The organism is Flagellimonas myxillae, assembly GCF_023502235.1.
Taxonomy (GTDB): Bacteria; Bacteroidota; Bacteroidia; order Flavobacteriales; family Flavobacteriaceae; genus Flagellimonas; species Flagellimonas myxillae.
The window spans coordinates 931,657-949,666 of the sequence record NZ_JAMFLY010000002.1 but is presented as its reverse complement, the minus strand read 5'-3'; the positions used below and the strand labels follow the sequence as shown (position 1 = coordinate 949,666).

Sequence of the window (18,010 nt, the reverse complement as noted above, 5' to 3'; positions counted from 1 at the left end):
CTGTCCGTAACCCATGCCAACAAAGGCAAGGGAAAAAACCAAAATCCAGGATTTTCTTCCAAAAAGAATGAAGTCAGATGCTTGTGAGGCTTTTTTTAAGAAGGTTAACATTACCTATTTCAAGATTATCAGCTGGGTTCTTTATTCCATCATAGGTAGGTTATTTGGGAAGAATCAATATTACTAAAAAATTAAGGGAAAGCACCAACTTTGTGGATTAAATCTAGGTTTCTCGGATGAACTACGTTTATCCCATGGTTAACCGCAGACTAAAGCGCTGCAGAAGCAGTTTCCACCCCAGATTCAATCTTCCTTACCAAGCCTTGCAAAACTTTTCCTGGCCCCACTTCGATGAATGAATTTCCTCCATCCTTTACCATTTGCTGAACACTTTGTGTCCATTTAACAGGTGCGGTCAACTGCAGAATTAGGTTTTGCTTGATTTCATCTGCACTTGTCACCGCAGTTGTAGTGACATTCTGATAAATTGGGCAACCAGCTTGATTAAAATTTGTTGCCTCAATTGCGGAGGCCAACTCTTCCCTTGCAGGTTCCATCAATGGGGAGTGAAAAGCTCCACCAACAGGTAATAAAAGCGCCCTTCTTGCGCCAGCATCCTTTAGTTTTTCACAAGCTGCATTTACTGCTTCAACCTCCCCAGAAATAACCAATTGGCCCGGGCAATTATAATTTGCAGGCACCACAATACCTTCTGTGTTACCACATATTTCTTCCACAACCTCATCAGCCAATCCCAGTACGGCTGCCATGGTACTTGGTTTTATTTCGCATGCCTTCTGCATGGCCAAAGCTCTTTGCGAAACCAACTTAAGGCCATCTTCAAAATTTAAGGTGCCATTGGCCACCAAGGCGGAAAACTCTCCTAAGGAATGACCTGCAACCATGTCTGGTTTAAACGCATCTCCCAAAACCTTACTTAGAATTACCGAATGCAAAAATATGGCCGGCTGTGTAACCTTGGTCTGTTTTAAATCTTCGGGAGTACCTTCAAACATAACGTCTGTAATGGAAAAACCCAATATATCGTTGGCTTGTTCAAACAATTCTTGTGCTAGAGCGTGGTTTTCATAAAGATCTAGGCCCATCCCTACAAATTGGGCACCTTGTCCAGGAAAAATATAAGCGTTCATTTTGGTCGAGTTTTGATTTCGCTAAAATAGCGATATTTTAGAATGTTGGGGGTTGGATTTTTGGCTAGGGATTTCGGGTCCTGGGTTTCAGGCTAAATGACACCTATTGCTCCTTGAACCAACTCGAGTAGGTCACATAGGCATTGGCAATTCGATCTATCTCCCCTGAACTTAGTTCTGGACTAATATCCTTGATTTTTTTTGCTGGCATCCCGGCGTAAATACTGCCAGCTTCAACGTGGGTCCCCTGGGTCACCACAGCTCCTGCGGCTATTATGGAGTTGCTTTCGACAACACATCCATCCATAATAATACTTCCCATTCCAATAAGTACATTGTCTTTTACGGTACATCCGTGTACCACCGCATTATGACCGATGGAAACATTGTTTCCTATGGTGGTCGGGGCTTTTTGATAGGTGCCGTGGATTACCGCTCCATCCTGAACATTCACCTTGTTTCCCATTTTGATGTAATTGACATCCCCACGAACCACTGCATTGAACCAAATACTACATTGGTCACCCATTTTGACCTCCCCAACGATGGTGGCATTTTCCGCAATAAAACAATCATTGCCAAATTCTGGGGTAAATCCCCTAACCGATTTTATAACCATTTCTTTTTATTCTATTGAAAATACGATAGCAAAGCTGCTTTTTTTGATGCTGATACGGAAAGTTCTTTTCCATTGGACAAAACCACGCTACCCCCCTTTCCTTTCTTATACTTGACCACCTCGGCCACATTGACCAAATAGGATTTATGGATTCTGGCAAAGGCATAGGAACTCAATGCATCCTCAAAATATTTTAGGGTCTTGCTCACCAGAATTTTCTTGTGCTCCAGGTAGATTTCAGTATAGTTGTCGTCCGCTTTACAAAAATAAATATCCCCGACCTCCAAAACTTGAAATCCATCCTGTTGTGGTAAAGTTATCTTCCCTTCGGCCTTTATTGGTTTTGCCTTTAGGACCTGACCTTCGAGCGCATTCTCCCTTTCCTTTACTTCCCTTACATAGTCCACTCCTTTTATTAACTCATCAATATTGATAGGTTTCATCAGATAGTACGCAGCATGATTGTTCAAAGCATCCATTGCGTAGTGATTGTAGGCAGTCACAAATATGGTTTCGAAAGTTCTTTCCGGGAGTTTATCCAGCAAATCAAAGGCATTGCCGAAAGGCATTTCCACATCCAGAAAAACCAAATCGGGTTGCTTGCTCTTGATCAACTCCACACCTTCGGTGATATTGGAAGCTTCACCCTCCAGTTTCACCCCTTTACAATATTTGGCCAAATAATTCCGAAGTATTTCTCTACTATTGGCTTCATCCTCTACAATTATTGCCCTCATCTCCATTAGTCTTTTCTAAGCTTTAAGGTTACTTTGGTTCCGGTTTCGTCATCATACAAATCGGTAATGGACACATCCACCTTGTTCTTGTACATGTCATTCAGGATTTGAATCCTCTTTTTAATATTGCCCATCCCTTTGGATTTCTGTTTTTTCTGATTTTCCGTTTTTAGTACGGCCGATTTCTTCCTCCCTATCCCATTGTCTTCAATAACGATTTCCAATATGCCCTGGGCCATTTCCTTGACGTTAATCTTCAAAAATCCCTTTTCTTCTTTATATCTAAGGCCATGCCATATAGCATTTTCAATATAAGGTTGTAATAGCATTGGGGGAATTTCATAGGCTTCGATATCGGTTTTTCCATCAATATCAATCTCAAAATCAAACTTATCGGCAAATCGGGAATGTTCCAGTTTCACATAAAGCTCCAAAAGCTCCAACTCCTTGGGCAATGGAATAAAGTCCTCCTCGGAATTTTCCAATACACTCCGCATTAGGACCGAAAAATCACTTAAGAAACGATTTGCGCTGCGTTCATCACTCTTGGCGATGTAGTTGTTCACCGAGTTGAGCGCATTAAAGATAAAATGTGGATTCATCTGCGTGCGCAAAGATTTAAGCGCCAACAGGTTGTTTGCCAACTTTTGTTGTTGATTGTTTCTATAAAACAGGAAAGCGGTCAAAGCCATAAGCACCATTCCAAAAATTAGGGAATAGATGATCCATCCTTGCCGTTTGCTTGTTTCCTCGAACAACTGTTGCTCGGTAACGGCCAGGCTATACTTACTTTGCGATAGCTCCCGTTCTTGCTCCAAGCTCGAAATACGATTCTGTTTGGTAGCAATTTCCCGGTTCAAGCGGGCAGCCCTGGAAATTTCCTGCTCTTTTCTGGCGTACAGACTGTCGACGACGGAAACATAGTCTTGATAGGTCTCAAGAGCTTTGGTAAAATCGCCCTTATACCGGTAGACCTCGGACAACCGTCTTGTGGCATCTTTTTTTACCACCAAATCATCCTCGCTATCCGCCTCGACAATGCTTTTCTGAAGATAGGGAATGGCCTCATCCAGTTTATCCTGGGCAATGTAGGCCCGCCCTATTTTGTAGTTTATTTGCTGTGAAGTAATCGAATCAAGCTGGCCTGTTGCCGAGTTGTCCTTGTTTACTGTTAAACCAGGAAGTTGTTGCAGTTCGTTCAAGCTTTGCTTCCGCAGTTGAATTTCGTCCTCATAACGATTTTTCTCGCTATAGAAGTCCGCCACTTTTTCGTTTTCCTGGATTTTTCGCTCGGGGGCCACGGTTTTTGAAAGGTTGAGGGAATTGGCAAAAAAGCCTTCGGCCTCCACCAACCTATTGTCTCGTGCGTAGGTGTCCGCAATCTTGGAATTTAGGTCAATTATCTTTGGGGAAATCTGATTTTTTTGGGCAACCTGCAAACCTTCCTCGTAGTAGTCCAAGGCCTTTTGGGAAATACCCATTCCCTTATGGGCATCCCCAAGTCCCTCGTAAATTTCGATTCGCTGGTAAGGAACCAATCCGTTTACTTCGATTAATGGTGCCAACATGGATGCCCCCATTTCAAACTCGCTGTTCAAAATATAGGCCTGACCCAACAACAACTCTGTTTTTACGGTTCTTCGAGCAGCAAGGGCATCTTTATAACTACTGATGGCCAAATCGTACTGCTGATGGTAGACATAAATTTCACCTAGGGCGGTCAACGCATTTGACAGTTCGGTTTTATTGCCTCTTTTTCCTAATTGCCCTATGGATTGGGCAATAAAATCTATACTTTTTTCAAGATTGGTCCTTTTATAGTGGTTGGCCGAGTCCAAAAATCGCTGATGATTTACAACCTTGCGGGAATACGGACTGCTACGTTTTTCTTTTCTTGAAACCGCAGAGGACTCATAACCCTTGACCAACACGTCCACATCCTCGTCGGAAGTAATCCGATGGCGAACCGTCTCAAATTCCTCACTCTCAAAAATGAGGTAATCCCCTATTGTTGCCGTAATGCTGAATTCCCCTTGACGGTTTGTGGTGGTAAAGTACCCCTTGTCCGTTGATACCTCCACCCCAGAAATGGGCTCATAGTTCTCCTTGCCCTTTACAGAGCCCTTGATTTCTACTCTTTCGCGGGTACTTTGCTGTTGCGCGGCCCCCACAAGTGAGAAAAAAAGCAAAAGGTGAACTATGAATTTTCTATTCTTCATTTTGGATTAAACTCCCGTAAACTTAATTCATCCAAAGCGTTTTAAAAAATGGCCTTGCGCTCAAAAATGACCATTGATCCGCCATTTTAACCTCCTCACAAAACCAGTTGGCGCAGTCCCTAACTAAAGGGGGGCTTTCACTCATTCCCGATTTTATTTCAAAAAAGTTGGGAATAGTTTTATCCCGTTCATCATTGAAATTGAAGCAAATGACCAAGTATCACAAATTAAGAAAGTCAATTTTACGGTTAAGTTTAGGACTGGTACTACTATTCCTATTTAGGCTTATCTATGGTTATAACGAACCTACCTATAACGATTCCTTCATTTACACTGAAATGTCGATGGAAATTCCCCTTGAAATTGCAGTAAGGAAGAACTATGCGACGACCAAATATCCAGCAACCAATCAAACCGCAATACATGTTGATCAGAAATATGAAAAAATAGCGGACATTGATGCAACTACCCATCAGTTTGACCAGGATGAAAAGCAGCTTAGGGAGCAGATTGAATCTTTAAAAGGTCTTATCCAATTTGAAAACAAAACGGGAAACGATGGGTATCGACACTTGCATCTTGTGATCGGGGTTCCACCTAAAAATTTCGATCAGCTGTACCATAATCTCATTGCCATTGGAAACATTACCTCCAAAGAAATCACCAAAAAGGACAAAACCAACGAATACAACGAACTTAAAGCAAAGAGAGCATCGTTGACCGAAACCAAACGATCCCTAGAGGATCTAAAACTAAAGAGCGGAGAAATAAATGAATACATACTCTTGGAAAACAGAATTCTGGAGATTGAACAGCAACTTCAGGAACTGGGCGTAAGTCTGGGCAGTTTTGATTCGGAAAATGAGTTTTGCACAGTAAAGTTTGAGCTGTCCGAACGTCAGCCCTTACAAATTGAACACCTACAAATTATCAAAAACGCCATGGAATGGAGTATCAGCACTTATTTAAAGATCATGTTGATTTTGACCGTGATCGCCCTGTTCTCGTATCTCCTGGCCCTGATCATCGAAAAAATAAAAAATAATATCTAAATCATTGAACTATGAAAATTTTGAAACAATTATTCGGAATAAGCATCATGATCCTCTCGGCAGGAACGATATACGGATGCAATCTAAATGCACATAAACAGGAAACGGCTTCCTTGTTGACCACCCCAGTGGCCGAAAAACCAGCGGAACAATTTGTAAAAATAGCCTTGTTGCTCGATACCAGTAACAGTATGGACGGGCTTATTAACCAAGCCAAAGCCCAATTATGGGATATTGTAAACGAGTTTACCCATGCCCGCTGCGGGAACGCGACACGACCATCGCTGCAAATTGCCCTATACGAATACGGCAACGACAATTTGGCTTCCAGTGAAGGTTATATCAGGCAGGTTTTGGGATTTAGTGATGACTTGGACGAAATCTCGGAAAAGTTGTTCTCTTTGACCACCAATGGCGGAGAGGAATTCTGTGGGGAAGTCATTCAAACCTCGCTAAAACAATTGGATTGGGGCAAAAATGCCGATGATCTTAAAATGATATTCATCGCGGGGAACGAACCCTTTACCCAAGGAAAACTGAATTATAAGGATGCGGCCCATAATGCCAAGGAAAAGGATGTGGTTGTAAATACCATTTTCTGCGGAAATTATGAGCAAGGTATCTCCACAGCTTGGAAAAACGGTGCCACCTTGACCGGCGGAGATTATATGGCCATTGATCACAATCGTCAAGTAGTACATATTGAAACACCTTATGACGATATCATCATCCAACTCAATGCAAAATTGAACAAAACCTATGTCTCTTACGGGTATTTCGGAGCCCAAAAAGAAGCGGCGCAAGCAGCGGAGGACTCCAAAGCATATTCCGTAAACAAGGGAGTAGCTGTAAAAAGGTCCATTAGCAAAGGTTCAAGGCTATATAAAAACTCTAAATGGGACTTGGTTGATGCCATGGAAGAGGAAGATTTTGAGGTAGCGGAACTAAAAGACCAAGATTTGCCCGCAGAACTGAAGGGAAAATCCGAAAAGGAAATCAAGGATTATGTGTCGGCGAAGAAGCAGGAGCGAATGGAAATCCAAAAGCAAATCCAAGAATTGGACGCGAAACGCAAGGCCTACATTGCCAAAAATCAAAAGGACGAGACCGGAGAACTGGAAAATGCGATGTTGAACGCCATTAAAACCCAGGCAGCAAAGAAAAACTACAAGTGGGATTAGTTTTGTGTTGATTGTAGTTTTAAATGGTCCATCTTAACCGATGGGCCATTTTAGTTGTTGGCAGCGGGGCAATAACAATCATAGCGTTTGCCCTGGTCGTTTTGACCAAACTCATAGCCCAAGGTAATCTGATGGAATCCCCCATTGTCGAAACGGATGTCACCCGATTGATAGGAGTAGTTATAGGAAAATAAAAATTGATTTACGTTGACCCCGATAATAGGTGTGAACAACTGTAATCGTTGCTCCCCAAAGCCACCATTGGTCTGGAATTGGGCTCCATCAAAGCTTCTTCTATACGAAAGTCCGGCCCAAACGGTACCAAAACTTACATCTTTGTACACTTTTGCATTGATATCAACGGTTTTCTCTTTGGTAAAGTCCGTTAGTTGGAACAGTACAGAGGGCTCAATCCTGGTATTTCTTCCAAAAACATAGCCTGCAGATAGCAAATACCGGCGTAAATTGTCAAATTCAGCGGCACTATATAGATCTCGGCCACTACCCAAAACATTCAGAATTGCGGCATGGGCATAAAATTCCATGTAGTTATAGGAAGCTCCCAAATCCACATTAAAGTAGCTTGTGGTATTCTTGGTTCCCGTAATAACCGGGTCTGGAATTATGGACCTAAATTCTGTCTCATCCAAGCTACTCAATATAACACCTGCACTTAGTCCCAAGGAAACTTGGTTCAGGGTCCTAAAGTCCCCGCCTAGCTGCAAATGATGGGCATAAGTTGCCTTAAACCCTGTTTGGGAGTGGTATCCATTGGCATCATTGAATAAAATGGCCCCAATTCCGCTTCGCTCACCTACCCTCGAGTTAAAATTCAAAGTCTGTAAACTAGGTGCCTCGTCAACGTTGAACCATTGCTTTCTTGCCGTAAGTCTAATCTTGGTTCCCTCGGCAATTCCCGCCATAGAGGGATAGACTAGATAGTAGTTATCTGCCAAATAATCAAAATAAACAGGAATGCCCTCTTGGGCCTTGGCAGTAAACCCTAGTGCAAGGAATATGATGAGTGAGGTTAAATAGCGTCTCATGAGGTGTTTGGGCTATAGTTGGGGTTTAAAGGTAATCAAACATTTAAATAACGCCCTTCACCCCACATTATTATATATTTTGCCCCTCATCTTTACTTTGGTATTTTTGTACAAATTTGGGCTATGAAAGAATTTAATATCACAGTTGTACCAACCAACAACGCTAAAATCCTAAAATTTGAGGCAAATCAGTTCCTTGTAAGAGAGAATTATGAGTTCAAAAATATTGATGAAGCCAAGGATTCCCCTTTGGCGCAACAGCTCTTTTACCTACCCTTTGTCAAGACTGTATATATCTCCGGCAACTTTGTTGCCCTGGAGCGATTTGATATTGTGGAATGGGACGATGTGAAGGGCGAAGTAGCTCAGCAATTGGTGGATTACCTCAACGATGGCGGGGCCGTGGTCAACGAGGAAAAGATGCAGAAGAAACAACCCATTACCGTGTACGCGGAAGTGACCCCGAACCCTGCGGTAATGAAATTTGTTTCCAATAAGAGAATTGTACCAGCCACCTACGAGTTTAAGAATATTGATGAAGCAAAGGATAGTCCTCTAGCTCGTGAGCTTTTTCATTTTCCTTTTGTGAAGGAAATATTTTTGGATCACAATTACGTTTCTGTTTCCAAATACGATATGGCCGAATGGGAAGATGTATCCATGGAAGTGCGAGAATTCATAAGGGATTATCTAGCCGCTGGCAAGGAAGTGGTTACTGCGGAAAGTATCCAAAGATCCAATGAAAAAAGCCAACAAAACGACAACCAGGCGGTTTATGACGATACTTCCAAACAGATTATGGACATCTTGGACGAATACGTAAAACCTGCTGTAGCCAGCGATGGCGGGAATATTCTATTCCAATCGTATGAAGCTGATAGCAAAATCGTGAATGTTATCCTTCAAGGCGCATGTAGTGGGTGCCCCTCTTCCACTTTTACTCTAAAAAACGGCATTGAGACCATGCTAAAAAACATGTTGGGTGATAAGATTAACGAGGTCGTGGCTATTAACGGCTGATTTACAAAGTTGGCACTGCCGTTTATGATCAATTTTTGCTAAATTGAATAAATTTAAAATCATTAACTATTATGGCAGTATTAAAAGTAATCGAAGTATTGGCCAACTCGGACGAAAGTTGGGAGCAGGCCGCAAAAAATGCACTGGACCAAGCATCAAAGTCAGTTAAAAACATACGCTCTGTTTACATCAATGAACAAAGTGCTTCTGTTAAAGATGGCAAAATAGATGAATACAGAGTCAATGTAAAGATTACCTTTGAGGTGAAATAATCGAAGGGCAAAGAAAAAGCGCCCTTTTAGGGCGCTTTTTTTATGTCCAAATATGTTGTTATGATCAAGAGAATTATCCTCCTATCGGTGCTGATGCCCCTTTTTTCGGGCTGCACCCAAAAATCCGATAAAGTGACCCATAAACACACCAATGCCCTTATAAACGAGACCAGCCCCTACCTGCTGCAGCATGCGCACAATCCGGTGAATTGGGAAGCTTGGCGGCCAGAGGTACTGGAAAGGGCCAAAAAGGAAGATAAACCTTTGCTCATCAGTATTGGGTATTCGTCCTGCCATTGGTGCCACGTTATGGAAAAGGAATGTTTTGAAGATGAAGAAGTGGCCCAAATGATGAACGAAAATTTCATCAACATCAAAATTGATAGGGAAGAAAGACCGGATGTCGACCAAATATACATGGACGCCATTACGATGATGTCGGGTAATGGAGGTTGGCCCTTGAACATCATCGCTTTACCTGATGGAAGACCCTTTTGGGGCGCTACATATCTTCCCAAAGATAACTGGACGAAATCGCTGAAGCAACTTGTAGAGCTTTATCAAAAAGATAAACCCCGAATTGTAAAATATGCCACGGATATAGCCAATGGCATCAATGCTGTAAATCTTGTTGAGAATAAATCCGATGCCGATATTTTTAACATGGAGCAGTTGGATAATGCGGTCCAAAGTTGGGCAAACCACTTCGATAATTTCCTTGGGGGCTATAAAAGGGCTCCAAAATTTATGATGCCCAATAACTGGGACTTTTTAATGCATTATGCCCAAACCAACAATAAACCCGAATTGATGGAGCAGGTTGATGTGACCTTGACCCGAATCGCATATGGTGGGGTTTTTGATCATGTCGGTGGCGGTTTCTCTAGATATTCGGTGGACAACAAATGGCACGTTCCCCATTTCGAGAAAATGCTTTATGATAACGGCCCCTTGACAAGCTTGTATGCCAAAGCCTATGCCGTAACCAAAAATGAACTGTACAAGGAAGTCGTGGAACAGACCATTGCCTTCGTTCAGGAAGAGCTTTTGGATGAAAATGGAGGGTTCTACTCTTCCTTGGATGCCGATAGCCTAAACGAAAACGGAGAATTGGTCGAAGGTGCCTATTATGTCTGGACCAAAGAGGAGCTTAGTGCATTGTTGGGTGCCGATTTTGAAATTTTCCAAGATTATTACAACATTAACTCGTACGGGCTGTGGGAGCATGAAAATTATGTATTGATCAGGGATAAGGACGATGATGAGATTGCCAAGAAACATGATTTATCGGTTGCAGAACTAAAGACGAAAATGCAGGAGGCACTTAAAGTACTGAAAGCAGAACGTGCCAAACGTTCCAAGCCGCGCCTCGATGATAAGGTACTTACCTCTTGGAACGGGCTTATGCTAACCGGGCTTATTGATGCTTATAGGTATCTGGGCGATGAAAAATATTTGGAGCTCGCCTTAAACAATGCCTCTTTTTTGGAAAGTGCTATGATCAAGGAAGATTATTCCCTATATCGAAACCACAAAGACGGCAATAGTGATATCGATGCGTTTTTGGAGGACTACGCCGTTCTGGGCGAGTCCTTTATTTCGCTATATGAAGTTACTTTTGATGCTAAATGGTTGAACCTTGCCAAGAATTTGGTGGATTATGCGGTAACGCACTTTTCCGATGAAAATTCCGGAATGTTCTTCTACACCTCGGATGCGGATAAGTCGCTGATAAGACGATCTATAGAGACCATCGACAAGGAGATATCCTCTTCCAATTCCATCATGGCCAAAAACTTGTTGAAATTGCACAAATTATATCCGGATGATGGGTATGGGGACAGGGCCAAGCAAATGTTGAAAAATGTACAGGACGATTTTATAGAAAGTGCCCAAGGGTTTGCCAATTGGATGAATCTCGTGCTTTTTGAAAACCAAAATTTCTACGAGATAGCCGTGGTGGGTGATAATTACAAAGAACTGGGGAGGGAAATAAGTCGGAGCTATTTGCCCAATAGTATCTTGGTAGGTTCCCAAAAAGATGGGCCGGTGGATCTATTAAAAAACCGATATGCAGAGGGGGAGACTTTTGTGTATGTCTGTATTGAAGGAGCTTGTAAACTGCCAGTGCAAACCGCGGAAAAGGCCGTAGCGCTAATCAACAACTAAAAAAATCCATCACTAGCAATGAAACAACTAAGGGATTTTGAGCAACATATTGAGCATGCCTTAGAATGGTTTTGGGATTTTATGCCCGACCTTATTTTGGCGGTGGTCATTTTTATTGTAGGGCTATGGATTGTTCGGTTCATCAATAAAATGGTGCATCGGTTCTTCGAAAAGAAGGACTATGACCCCACTCTTGAGAGTTTTTTACAGAGCTTTATCAGTATTGCGCTTAAAGTGCTTTTGTTTGTTTTGGTGGTCACCCAATTGGGCGTAAAGTCCTCATCCTTGGTTGCGATGATCGGTGCCGCAGGTTTAGCAATTGGCTTGGCCTTGCAAGGGTCTTTGGCCAATTTTGCGGGTGGCGTGCTCATCCTTATTTTCAAACCGTTTAAGGTCGGAGATTGGATTTCGGCCCAAGGGGTTGAAGGAAGCGTAAAACAAATTACCATTTTCAGCACCAAGCTCAACACCTTTGGCAATCAAGTGGCCATTGTTCCCAATGGGCAACTCTCCAACGGAAGCATCATCAACTACAATATGGAAGATACCCGTAGGGACAAATTCGATGTTGGCATTGGGTATGGTTCCAATATTAAGGCAGCCAAGGATATACTACTCCAAATTTGTGCTGAGCATGCCGATATTCTCACGGAACCTGCCCCTGAAGTCTATGTTGGGGAACTTGGGGATAGTTCAGTAAACCTTACCCTTAGATTTTGGGCCAAAAACGAGGTATTCTGGCCGGCACATTTTCATGTAATCGAGGAAACCAAACTCCGGTTTGATAAGGCTGGAATTGAAATACCGTTCCCGCAGCGGGTGGTGCACAATCCCGACTAACTTTTTTTCTTGGTCTGAAGGACGAAGTCCTTTAGGTAATAGGGTTCAAAATAGGCCACATCCTCAAAATCCTTGTTTTGGAATTTGTTAAAGGCAATCGTGGCCATTTCCCTGGCCGATGGTACAATTTGGGTGTTAAACTGAAAATTGTCCCCTTTTAAGACATCTTGGCACTTTTCAGCTCCGCTGCCAATCAGATGGACTTTTCCTTTACTGGAAAACTCCTGAAATGAATTCTCGTCAATAATCTCGGCCCTAGTCTCTCTGATTTCATTTTTATGGACGTTAAAAACTGCGGAGTAGACCTCCATACGCCGCGCATCCAAAACGGGAACGATAAATTCCCCCTCTGTAATAGCGACTTGATAAGCCATACTCTCAAGGGTGGGAATGGAAATCAAGGGTAAATCAAGGGAAAAACAAAGCCCTTTAGCGGCGGAAACCCCAATCCTTAGTCCTGTATAGGAACCGGGGCCCATGCTTACCGCAATGGCATCCAAATCGGAAAAAGAAAGGGAAGCCTCTTCCAAGGCCTCCCGTATAAATATATGCAACTGCTCAGAATGAGAGTAATTTATAGCATTGTTTTCCTTTAAAAAAACAACCTCAGTCCCCTTCGAAATACTTACGGAACAGTTTGTGGTTGCGGTCTCTAAATTAAGTATAATGGCCATAGCGGCCACAAAGATACTAGTTTAGGGAAATTGGAATACCGAAGTAGAACTCTAAAATCTTCAGCCTAAAAATATAGGCGTATTTGGTCCTGATTACATCAGCTTCCGCATTGTCCACCCTAGATTGCGCCTGACTGAAATCAAAGGCGTTCATCAGGCCAACATTAAACCTTTCTTTGGCATAGTCATAAGCCAATCTCCTTGCTTCCAAAGTTTTTTCTGCAGCCTCATAGGCCTTAAAAAAAGTGGTCACATCCACATAAGCTTGCTGAATATTGGTTTCCAAATCCAGTTTGTCCTGCTCATATTGCAATTTGGCCCTTTGTAAATCAATTTGGGAGCGCTTTACATTGTTACGGGTACTCCAACCATTGAAGATGGGGACATTTAATTGGGCTCCATAGGAAATACCATCAAAAATCCACAATTGGTCCGTAAAATTTGGCGTAAAAGGCACCCCGTTTTCATCCGGTATTTGGGTAACATCAGAGTATCTGGTTCCGTACTGGAAAAATGCCGACAGTGTTGGCGAATATGCTCCTTTGGCAATTTTTAAATCCTCTTCGGCAAGCTGAACATTGGATTCGGAAAACTTAATATCGTTCCGAAAGCCCAACGCCTTGTCAAATATAACCTTGGCGGAATTTTCCAATATATCAGAAGGAGGAATTTCGAACTCTTCGTCCGCTACATCAAAGTTTTCATAGTCCGTAATCTGTAGCAACTGGGCCAAGTTGATACGGGAAATCAATACCAGGCTCTCCCCATTTACAATCTGTTGTTCCTGATTGGCGGCAGTGGCCTCAATTTCCAACAAATCGCCTCTAGGAACCACACCGGACTCTACCAACTCCTTGGTACGTTTTAAATCTTGCTCAGTTACGGCATATTGGGCCTTAAAAGTTTGTAATTGCTCCTTATTGGAGATAATATCCAAATAGGCATTGGCAACACTCAAACGGATGTCATCCTTTAAGTCGTCTAGGCGATACTGACTGGCAATAGCTGTTAATTTGGCCCTATTGAGCTGTCGAATGTTCCTTAGACCATCGAACAGGGTTACATTGGAACTTATCCCTCCATTAACGTTAAAGGCCGTACTGTTGGTAGGCAAGTTGTTGGTCGGATTAATGGAAAAACCGGTATTACTGGACAAGGAGGCCGAACCGTTTAGGTTGGGAAGCAAATTTCCCAGGGCATCGGACTTATCGATCTTGGCGGTTTCCAAATCCAGCTCAAACTGTTCTATAGTGAGGTTGTTTTCCACGGCAAAGGTTACGCATTCCAACAAGGTCCACTTTTTCATTTGCCCATGGGACATGAATACGGCACCCAGGGCCACAAGTAATGTGATCTTAAGTTTCATTCGTTTTTTGATTTTCAGATAGAATAAAGGTTGGTCAATTTTAGGAATCCTCATCGCTCTTCTTCTCCAATTTGTTCCATACCTTGATCTTGGCACCTTCCTCCAGACCAGATACGACTTCCACATCAATTCCGTCGCTAACCCCTAGCTCCAGTTCTTTGCGTTCAAATTCGTTCTCTCCCGTTTCTATTTCCACATAGGGTTTTTCTGTTTCCTTATCAAATTGCAACAAGGCTTCCTTGATGGCCAAAACATCTTTTTTCTCCTCAAGTACTATGGAAGCATTGGCGCTATACCCCGCTCTTACGTAAGTACTATCGTTGACCACGAGGTCTCCCTCAATTTTAAATTGCACCGCACCTTCTTCTTCCACACCTTTGGGGGCAATAAACTTTAGTTCGGCATCAAACTTGTTTTTTTCAAGGGCTCCCAAACTAATTTCCAAGGGCATTCCCACGCTGAGTTTTCCTACTTCGGCTTCGTCTACTTCCCCTTCAAAAATCATTTTGGTCATATCTGCAATAGTGGCAATTGTAGTTCCATCGTTGAAATTGTTACTTTCAATTACCTGATCTCCTTCCTCAACAGGAATCTCCAAAATGGTCCCGGATACGGTCGCCCTAATATTGGTATTGGCACTTGATGATCCACCAGCAGAACCTTTGCGAATAATTTGATAATCGGCTCTAGCATTGGAAAGTTCCTGTACGGCTTGGTCGTAAGTTAACTTTTGATTGTTGAAATCCTGGCTTGAAATTACTCCCTTATCAAAAAGCGCTTTGTTTCGGTCGAACTCAATTTTTGCGTTGTTCAGGGAAAGTTCGGCATTTCTAACCCTTCCGCGAGCTTGGTTCAAGGATTGTTCATTGGGAACAACCTTGATTACTGCGATCAAGTCCCCGGCTTTAACATCGACACCTTCTTCCAAATGGATCTTATCGATGATTCCTGAAATTTGTGGCTTTATATTGATTTCATCCTCTGGAATGACCTTGCCCGTCACAATGACCTTATTGACAATGTCTTTTCGTTCCAAAGATTCTGTTTCATAAATCTGGGTTGGGGTGCTGTTCTGTTTTAGAAAATAAACCACGGCTCCCAAAATTGCGATAGCCACTATCGTGATTAACCCGTATTTTACGTATTTGTTCATTATTCCTTTTTTGATTGTTGTTATTTAAATGTTTGTGTTTATCAATTTATTCTTCCCTCAAGGCTTCGATGGGTCTGACCTTTACTGCTTTATTGGCCGGAATCATCCCAATTAAAAGGCTTAAGCCCACCATCAGTATAAATGAGATGACAAATTGGGGGATGCTCACCATCGGTTTTACAAAGGGGAAATCTTCCCCACTGCCCCATAGTGAATCTAAAATAGCCAGGATGCCTACGGAAATGGCAAATCCAATCAACCCCGCAAAGGCCGTAAGTACAATAGCCTCTACGACTATTTGGCGCCTAACCACTTTCGGTGTAGCACCAAGTGCCCTTCGAACACCAATTTCTTTGGTTCGCTCTTTTACCGTTATCAATAGGATATTGCTAATGGCAATTACGCCAGCCAATAAGGTGAAGATTCCAACGAAGAAAGAGAAACCTTTGAGGACGTTGGTAAATGCCGAAATATTGTTAAAGATCTCCGACATGTCGAAACTACCAATGGCCCGCTGATCATCTGGATGGATATCATACTTGTTTTTCAGGATATCCTTGATTTTGCTTTCGACCACTGGAACCTTGGTATTCGGTTCAACGGCAATAGCCATCCAACCCATTCGGTCTCCGGAGTTAAATGCTTTTTGAAATGTTGTGAACGGAATAAACACCGCATTTTCACCATCTATATTGATGTTGTTATTGGGTTTGTAGATACCCACTACCGAGAAAAACACCCCATTTATTCTAATATCCTCTCCAATTGCTTCCTCTCCTTTATCAAACAAAAGTTTATAGGTCTCTTCCCCAATCACACATACCTTTTTGGAATGTTCGATGTCAGTTTTATTCAAAAATCGACCTTCTACCAACCGTTTTTTTGTGATGTTGTCAATCTCGGGATAATCCCCATAGACAGATGAACCACTGGTCTGCCCGTTTCGGTATACCGTAACCACACTCCTATGGCTACCCAACTCTATTCGGGGCGCCAACACTTCAATTTCCGGAATCTCCCGTTTCAGGATTTCGGCATCCTCAATTTTGTACCGTATTCTTCGTCCTCTTTCAAAACCTTTATAAGGTTCGGAGGTAGATTGTCCCCAGACAAATAAGCTATTGGAAGCTGTACCTGCGAATACCTTGTCGAAGCCATTGCTCATCCCATTGGAAGAACCCAAAAGCAGGATTAGAATGATCATCGCGAAAATTACTCCGAGCATGGTCAGGAATGTGCGGAACATATTCTTTCCCAAGGTGTGGAAAACTTCAGTCCATAAATCTCTATCGAACAACCACATAATTATTTATCGCTAAGTGCTACAATGGGTTTTACATTTGCCGCTTTAATTGCGGGTATCAATCCAGCCAACACCCCTGCCACAATTAAAATAATGGTCGCGGTGATTACCGTGGACAAGCTCACAGAGGGGTTGGTAAATGCAGGGGTATTAATCGTAGGTCCGATAACGGAGAGGATGACCCAAGCAAAAATCAAACCTATAAACCCTGATATTGCCGTAATAAAGGTAGACTCCAACAATACCAAATTGATAATCTGTTTGGGTTGTGCTCCCAAGGCTTTCCGCACCCCAATTTCTTTGGTCCGTTCTTTAATGGTAAATACCATAATGTTTCCAATGCCCACAATTCCGGCAATCAGAATGAGAAAACCGACCCCAATGCTAATAGCGTTCAATACTGCCGAAAAACTACTGATATCATCGAAAGCCTCGGCGTAGTTCCATACATAAATTCCAGCTTGATCCTCTGGCGACACTTTATGTCTTCGCTTCATCAAATCCTCCAATCTTCCGGAGAATTCCAACGCTTTGGTTAGATCATAGGTTGGGTTATACGTGAGCAGTACCTGGCTAATGTCGTTGGTATTCCCATAAATTCTTTGGTAAGTAGATACTGGGGCATAGATGATTCTTTCCGCATTATCATCTCCTTCATCTGTAAAGATGCCAATCACTCTAAAGGGGAGGCCGTTGAACTCCGCAAACTTGCCCAAGGGATCTTCATCCTTGAACAAATCCTCGGCCACCTTCCTTCCAAGAACGGCTACTTTTGCCTTATTGATCACATCGGCTTCGTTTAGGAACCTTCCTTTTGTGATCAAGGTCTTTTCTATAATTTGATGGTCCGGGTGTACTCCTTGTACACCGTAGCTACCTGTTTCGCTTTGGTAGCGAGCCGTGGTACGGGAATAGTATCGGGCGCTGATGTACTCAATATCCTTTGGAAAGCTGCTCTTTATATAATCAAAATCGTCATTTTTGAGTTGGATCCGTCTTCCTGCCTCAAATCCCCCATACGCTTTGGAAGTGGTACCAGGGCGAACAAAAATGGAATTGGTGGCATCGTCATTGAACTGACTGGTGAATCCATTTTGCATCCCGTTTACCGAAGCGAGCAGCATTACCAAAATAAAGATGGCCCAACCCACGGAAAATCCTGTCAAGAACGTTCGAAGTTTGTTGTTCTTGAGGGTATGGAAAATTTC

The 18,010-nt window shown here is 42.6% G+C and carries 16 protein-coding genes; 6 read left to right on the top strand and 10 right to left on the bottom strand.

Annotated features, from left to right (window positions below; genetic code table 11):
- Positions 1 to 269: 269 nt before the first annotated feature.
- The 4 genes from fabD to M3P07_RS12645 form a co-directional block, all read right to left on the bottom strand.
- On the bottom strand, positions 270 to 1,151 hold the full coding sequence (fabD, locus tag M3P07_RS12660; RefSeq protein ID WP_249970278.1) for an ACP S-malonyltransferase: 882 nt from the start codon (positions 1,149 to 1,151) through the stop codon (positions 270 to 272).
- A gap of 103 nt (positions 1,152 to 1,254) precedes the next feature.
- Positions 1,255 to 1,770, bottom strand: a complete 516-nt coding sequence (locus M3P07_RS12655) for a gamma carbonic anhydrase family protein (protein ID WP_249970277.1) — start codon at positions 1,768 to 1,770, stop codon at positions 1,255 to 1,257.
- A gap of 11 nt (positions 1,771 to 1,781) precedes the next feature.
- Positions 1,782 to 2,513 (bottom strand): LytR/AlgR family response regulator transcription factor, encoded by a 732-nt coding sequence (locus tag M3P07_RS12650; RefSeq protein WP_249970276.1) that lies wholly within the window; start codon positions 2,511 to 2,513, stop codon positions 1,782 to 1,784.
- Positions 2,513 to 4,726, bottom strand: coding sequence for a histidine kinase (locus M3P07_RS12645; protein WP_249970275.1), 2,214 nt, complete (start codon positions 4,724 to 4,726; stop codon positions 2,513 to 2,515). The genes M3P07_RS12650 and M3P07_RS12645 overlap by 1 nt, the downstream gene beginning before the upstream one ends.
- Before the next feature lie 209 nt (positions 4,727 to 4,935).
- Here M3P07_RS12645 and M3P07_RS12640 point away from each other — a divergent pair, with 209 nt between their 5' ends.
- Together M3P07_RS12640 and M3P07_RS12635 are read left to right on the top strand one after the other, a co-directional pair.
- Complete coding sequence (locus M3P07_RS12640; RefSeq protein WP_249970274.1) at positions 4,936 to 5,778, top strand: DUF4349 domain-containing protein; 843 nt, start codon at positions 4,936 to 4,938, stop codon at positions 5,776 to 5,778.
- Positions 5,779 to 5,789: 11 nt separating this feature from the next.
- On the top strand, positions 5,790 to 6,959 hold the full coding sequence (locus M3P07_RS12635) for a vWA domain-containing protein (protein WP_249970273.1): 1,170 nt from the start codon (positions 5,790 to 5,792) through the stop codon (positions 6,957 to 6,959).
- A gap of 50 nt (positions 6,960 to 7,009) precedes the next feature.
- On the opposite strand, the gene M3P07_RS12630 is transcribed toward M3P07_RS12635, so the two are convergent.
- Positions 7,010 to 8,005, bottom strand: a complete 996-nt coding sequence (locus M3P07_RS12630; protein WP_249970272.1) for a PorP/SprF family type IX secretion system membrane protein — start codon at positions 8,003 to 8,005, stop codon at positions 7,010 to 7,012.
- Positions 8,006 to 8,128: 123 nt separating this feature from the next.
- Between M3P07_RS12630 and M3P07_RS12625 the strand changes: the two genes are divergently transcribed.
- From M3P07_RS12625 to M3P07_RS12610, 4 genes are all read left to right on the top strand, one after another.
- Entirely contained in the window at positions 8,129 to 9,025 is an 897-nt protein-coding gene (locus tag M3P07_RS12625; RefSeq protein WP_249970271.1) for a NifU family protein, read from the top strand.
- Positions 9,026 to 9,096: 71 nt separating this feature from the next.
- Entirely contained in the window at positions 9,097 to 9,297 is a 201-nt protein-coding gene (locus M3P07_RS12620) for a dodecin family protein (RefSeq protein WP_136466086.1), read from the top strand.
- A 60-nt stretch (positions 9,298 to 9,357) separates the two neighbouring features.
- Entirely contained in the window at positions 9,358 to 11,466 is a 2,109-nt protein-coding gene (locus tag M3P07_RS12615) for a thioredoxin domain-containing protein (RefSeq protein WP_249970270.1), read from the top strand.
- A gap of 18 nt (positions 11,467 to 11,484) precedes the next feature.
- Complete coding sequence (locus tag M3P07_RS12610) at positions 11,485 to 12,306, top strand: mechanosensitive ion channel family protein (RefSeq protein WP_249970269.1); 822 nt, start codon at positions 11,485 to 11,487, stop codon at positions 12,304 to 12,306.
- On the opposite strand, the gene tsaB is transcribed toward M3P07_RS12610, so the two are convergent.
- Genes tsaB through M3P07_RS12585 form a run of 5 tightly spaced genes read right to left on the bottom strand, consistent with a single transcriptional unit; the run spans position 12,303 to position 17,968 of the window.
- Positions 12,303 to 12,980 (bottom strand): tRNA (adenosine(37)-N6)-threonylcarbamoyltransferase complex dimerization subunit type 1 TsaB, encoded by a 678-nt coding sequence (tsaB, locus tag M3P07_RS12605; protein ID WP_249970268.1) that lies wholly within the window; start codon positions 12,978 to 12,980, stop codon positions 12,303 to 12,305. The two genes, M3P07_RS12610 and tsaB, sit on opposite strands and share 4 nt — an antisense overlap.
- A gap of 16 nt (positions 12,981 to 12,996) precedes the next feature.
- Positions 12,997 to 14,346 carry a TolC family protein gene (locus M3P07_RS12600; RefSeq protein WP_249970267.1) on the bottom strand — a complete coding sequence of 450 codons (1,350 nt, stop codon included), beginning with the start codon at positions 14,344 to 14,346 and terminating at the stop codon, positions 12,997 to 12,999.
- 40 nt (positions 14,347 to 14,386) lie between these two features.
- A complete protein-coding gene (locus tag M3P07_RS12595; RefSeq protein WP_249970266.1) occupies positions 14,387 to 15,499 on the bottom strand; it encodes an efflux RND transporter periplasmic adaptor subunit in 1,113 nt (370 codons plus the stop codon).
- A 46-nt stretch (positions 15,500 to 15,545) separates the two neighbouring features.
- The gene (locus M3P07_RS12590) at positions 15,546 to 16,745 is read right to left on the bottom strand and encodes an ABC transporter permease (RefSeq protein WP_249970265.1); all 1,200 of its coding nucleotides are present in this window, start codon (positions 16,743 to 16,745) and stop codon (positions 15,546 to 15,548) included.
- Between the two features lie 59 nt (positions 16,746 to 16,804).
- Positions 16,805 to 17,968 (bottom strand): ABC transporter permease, encoded by a 1,164-nt coding sequence (locus M3P07_RS12585; RefSeq protein WP_249970264.1) that lies wholly within the window; start codon positions 17,966 to 17,968, stop codon positions 16,805 to 16,807.
- Positions 17,969 to 18,010 lie beyond the last annotated feature (42 nt).

Coding starts and splice junctions, on each gene's coding strand:
- M3P07_RS12610 (WP_249970269.1), top strand. CDS start 11,485: ATGAAACAACTAAGGGATTTTGAGCAACATATTGAGCATGCCTTAGAA.
- M3P07_RS12625 (WP_249970271.1), top strand. CDS start 8,129: ATGAAAGAATTTAATATCACAGTTGTACCAACCAACAACGCTAAAATC.
- M3P07_RS12600 (WP_249970267.1), bottom strand. CDS start 14,346: ATGAAACTTAAGATCACATTACTTGTGGCCCTGGGTGCCGTATTCATG.
- tsaB (WP_249970268.1), bottom strand. CDS start 12,980: ATGGCCATTATACTTAATTTAGAGACCGCAACCACAAACTGTTCCGTA.
- fabD (WP_249970278.1), bottom strand. CDS start 1,151: ATGAACGCTTATATTTTTCCTGGACAAGGTGCCCAATTTGTAGGGATG.
- M3P07_RS12635 (WP_249970273.1), top strand. CDS start 5,790: ATGAAAATTTTGAAACAATTATTCGGAATAAGCATCATGATCCTCTCG.
- M3P07_RS12590 (WP_249970265.1), bottom strand. CDS start 16,745: ATGTTCCGCACATTCCTGACCATGCTCGGAGTAATTTTCGCGATGATC.
- M3P07_RS12630 (WP_249970272.1), bottom strand. CDS start 8,005: ATGAGACGCTATTTAACCTCACTCATCATATTCCTTGCACTAGGGTTT.
- M3P07_RS12655 (WP_249970277.1), bottom strand. CDS start 1,770: ATGGTTATAAAATCGGTTAGGGGATTTACCCCAGAATTTGGCAATGAT.
- M3P07_RS12615 (WP_249970270.1), top strand. CDS start 9,358: ATGATCAAGAGAATTATCCTCCTATCGGTGCTGATGCCCCTTTTTTCG.
- M3P07_RS12650 (WP_249970276.1), bottom strand. CDS start 2,513: ATGGAGATGAGGGCAATAATTGTAGAGGATGAAGCCAATAGTAGAGAA.
- M3P07_RS12640 (WP_249970274.1), top strand. CDS start 4,936: ATGACCAAGTATCACAAATTAAGAAAGTCAATTTTACGGTTAAGTTTA.
- M3P07_RS12595 (WP_249970266.1), bottom strand. CDS start 15,499: ATGAACAAATACGTAAAATACGGGTTAATCACGATAGTGGCTATCGCA.
- M3P07_RS12645 (WP_249970275.1), bottom strand. CDS start 4,726: ATGAAGAATAGAAAATTCATAGTTCACCTTTTGCTTTTTTTCTCACTT.
- M3P07_RS12620 (WP_136466086.1), top strand. CDS start 9,097: ATGGCAGTATTAAAAGTAATCGAAGTATTGGCCAACTCGGACGAAAGT.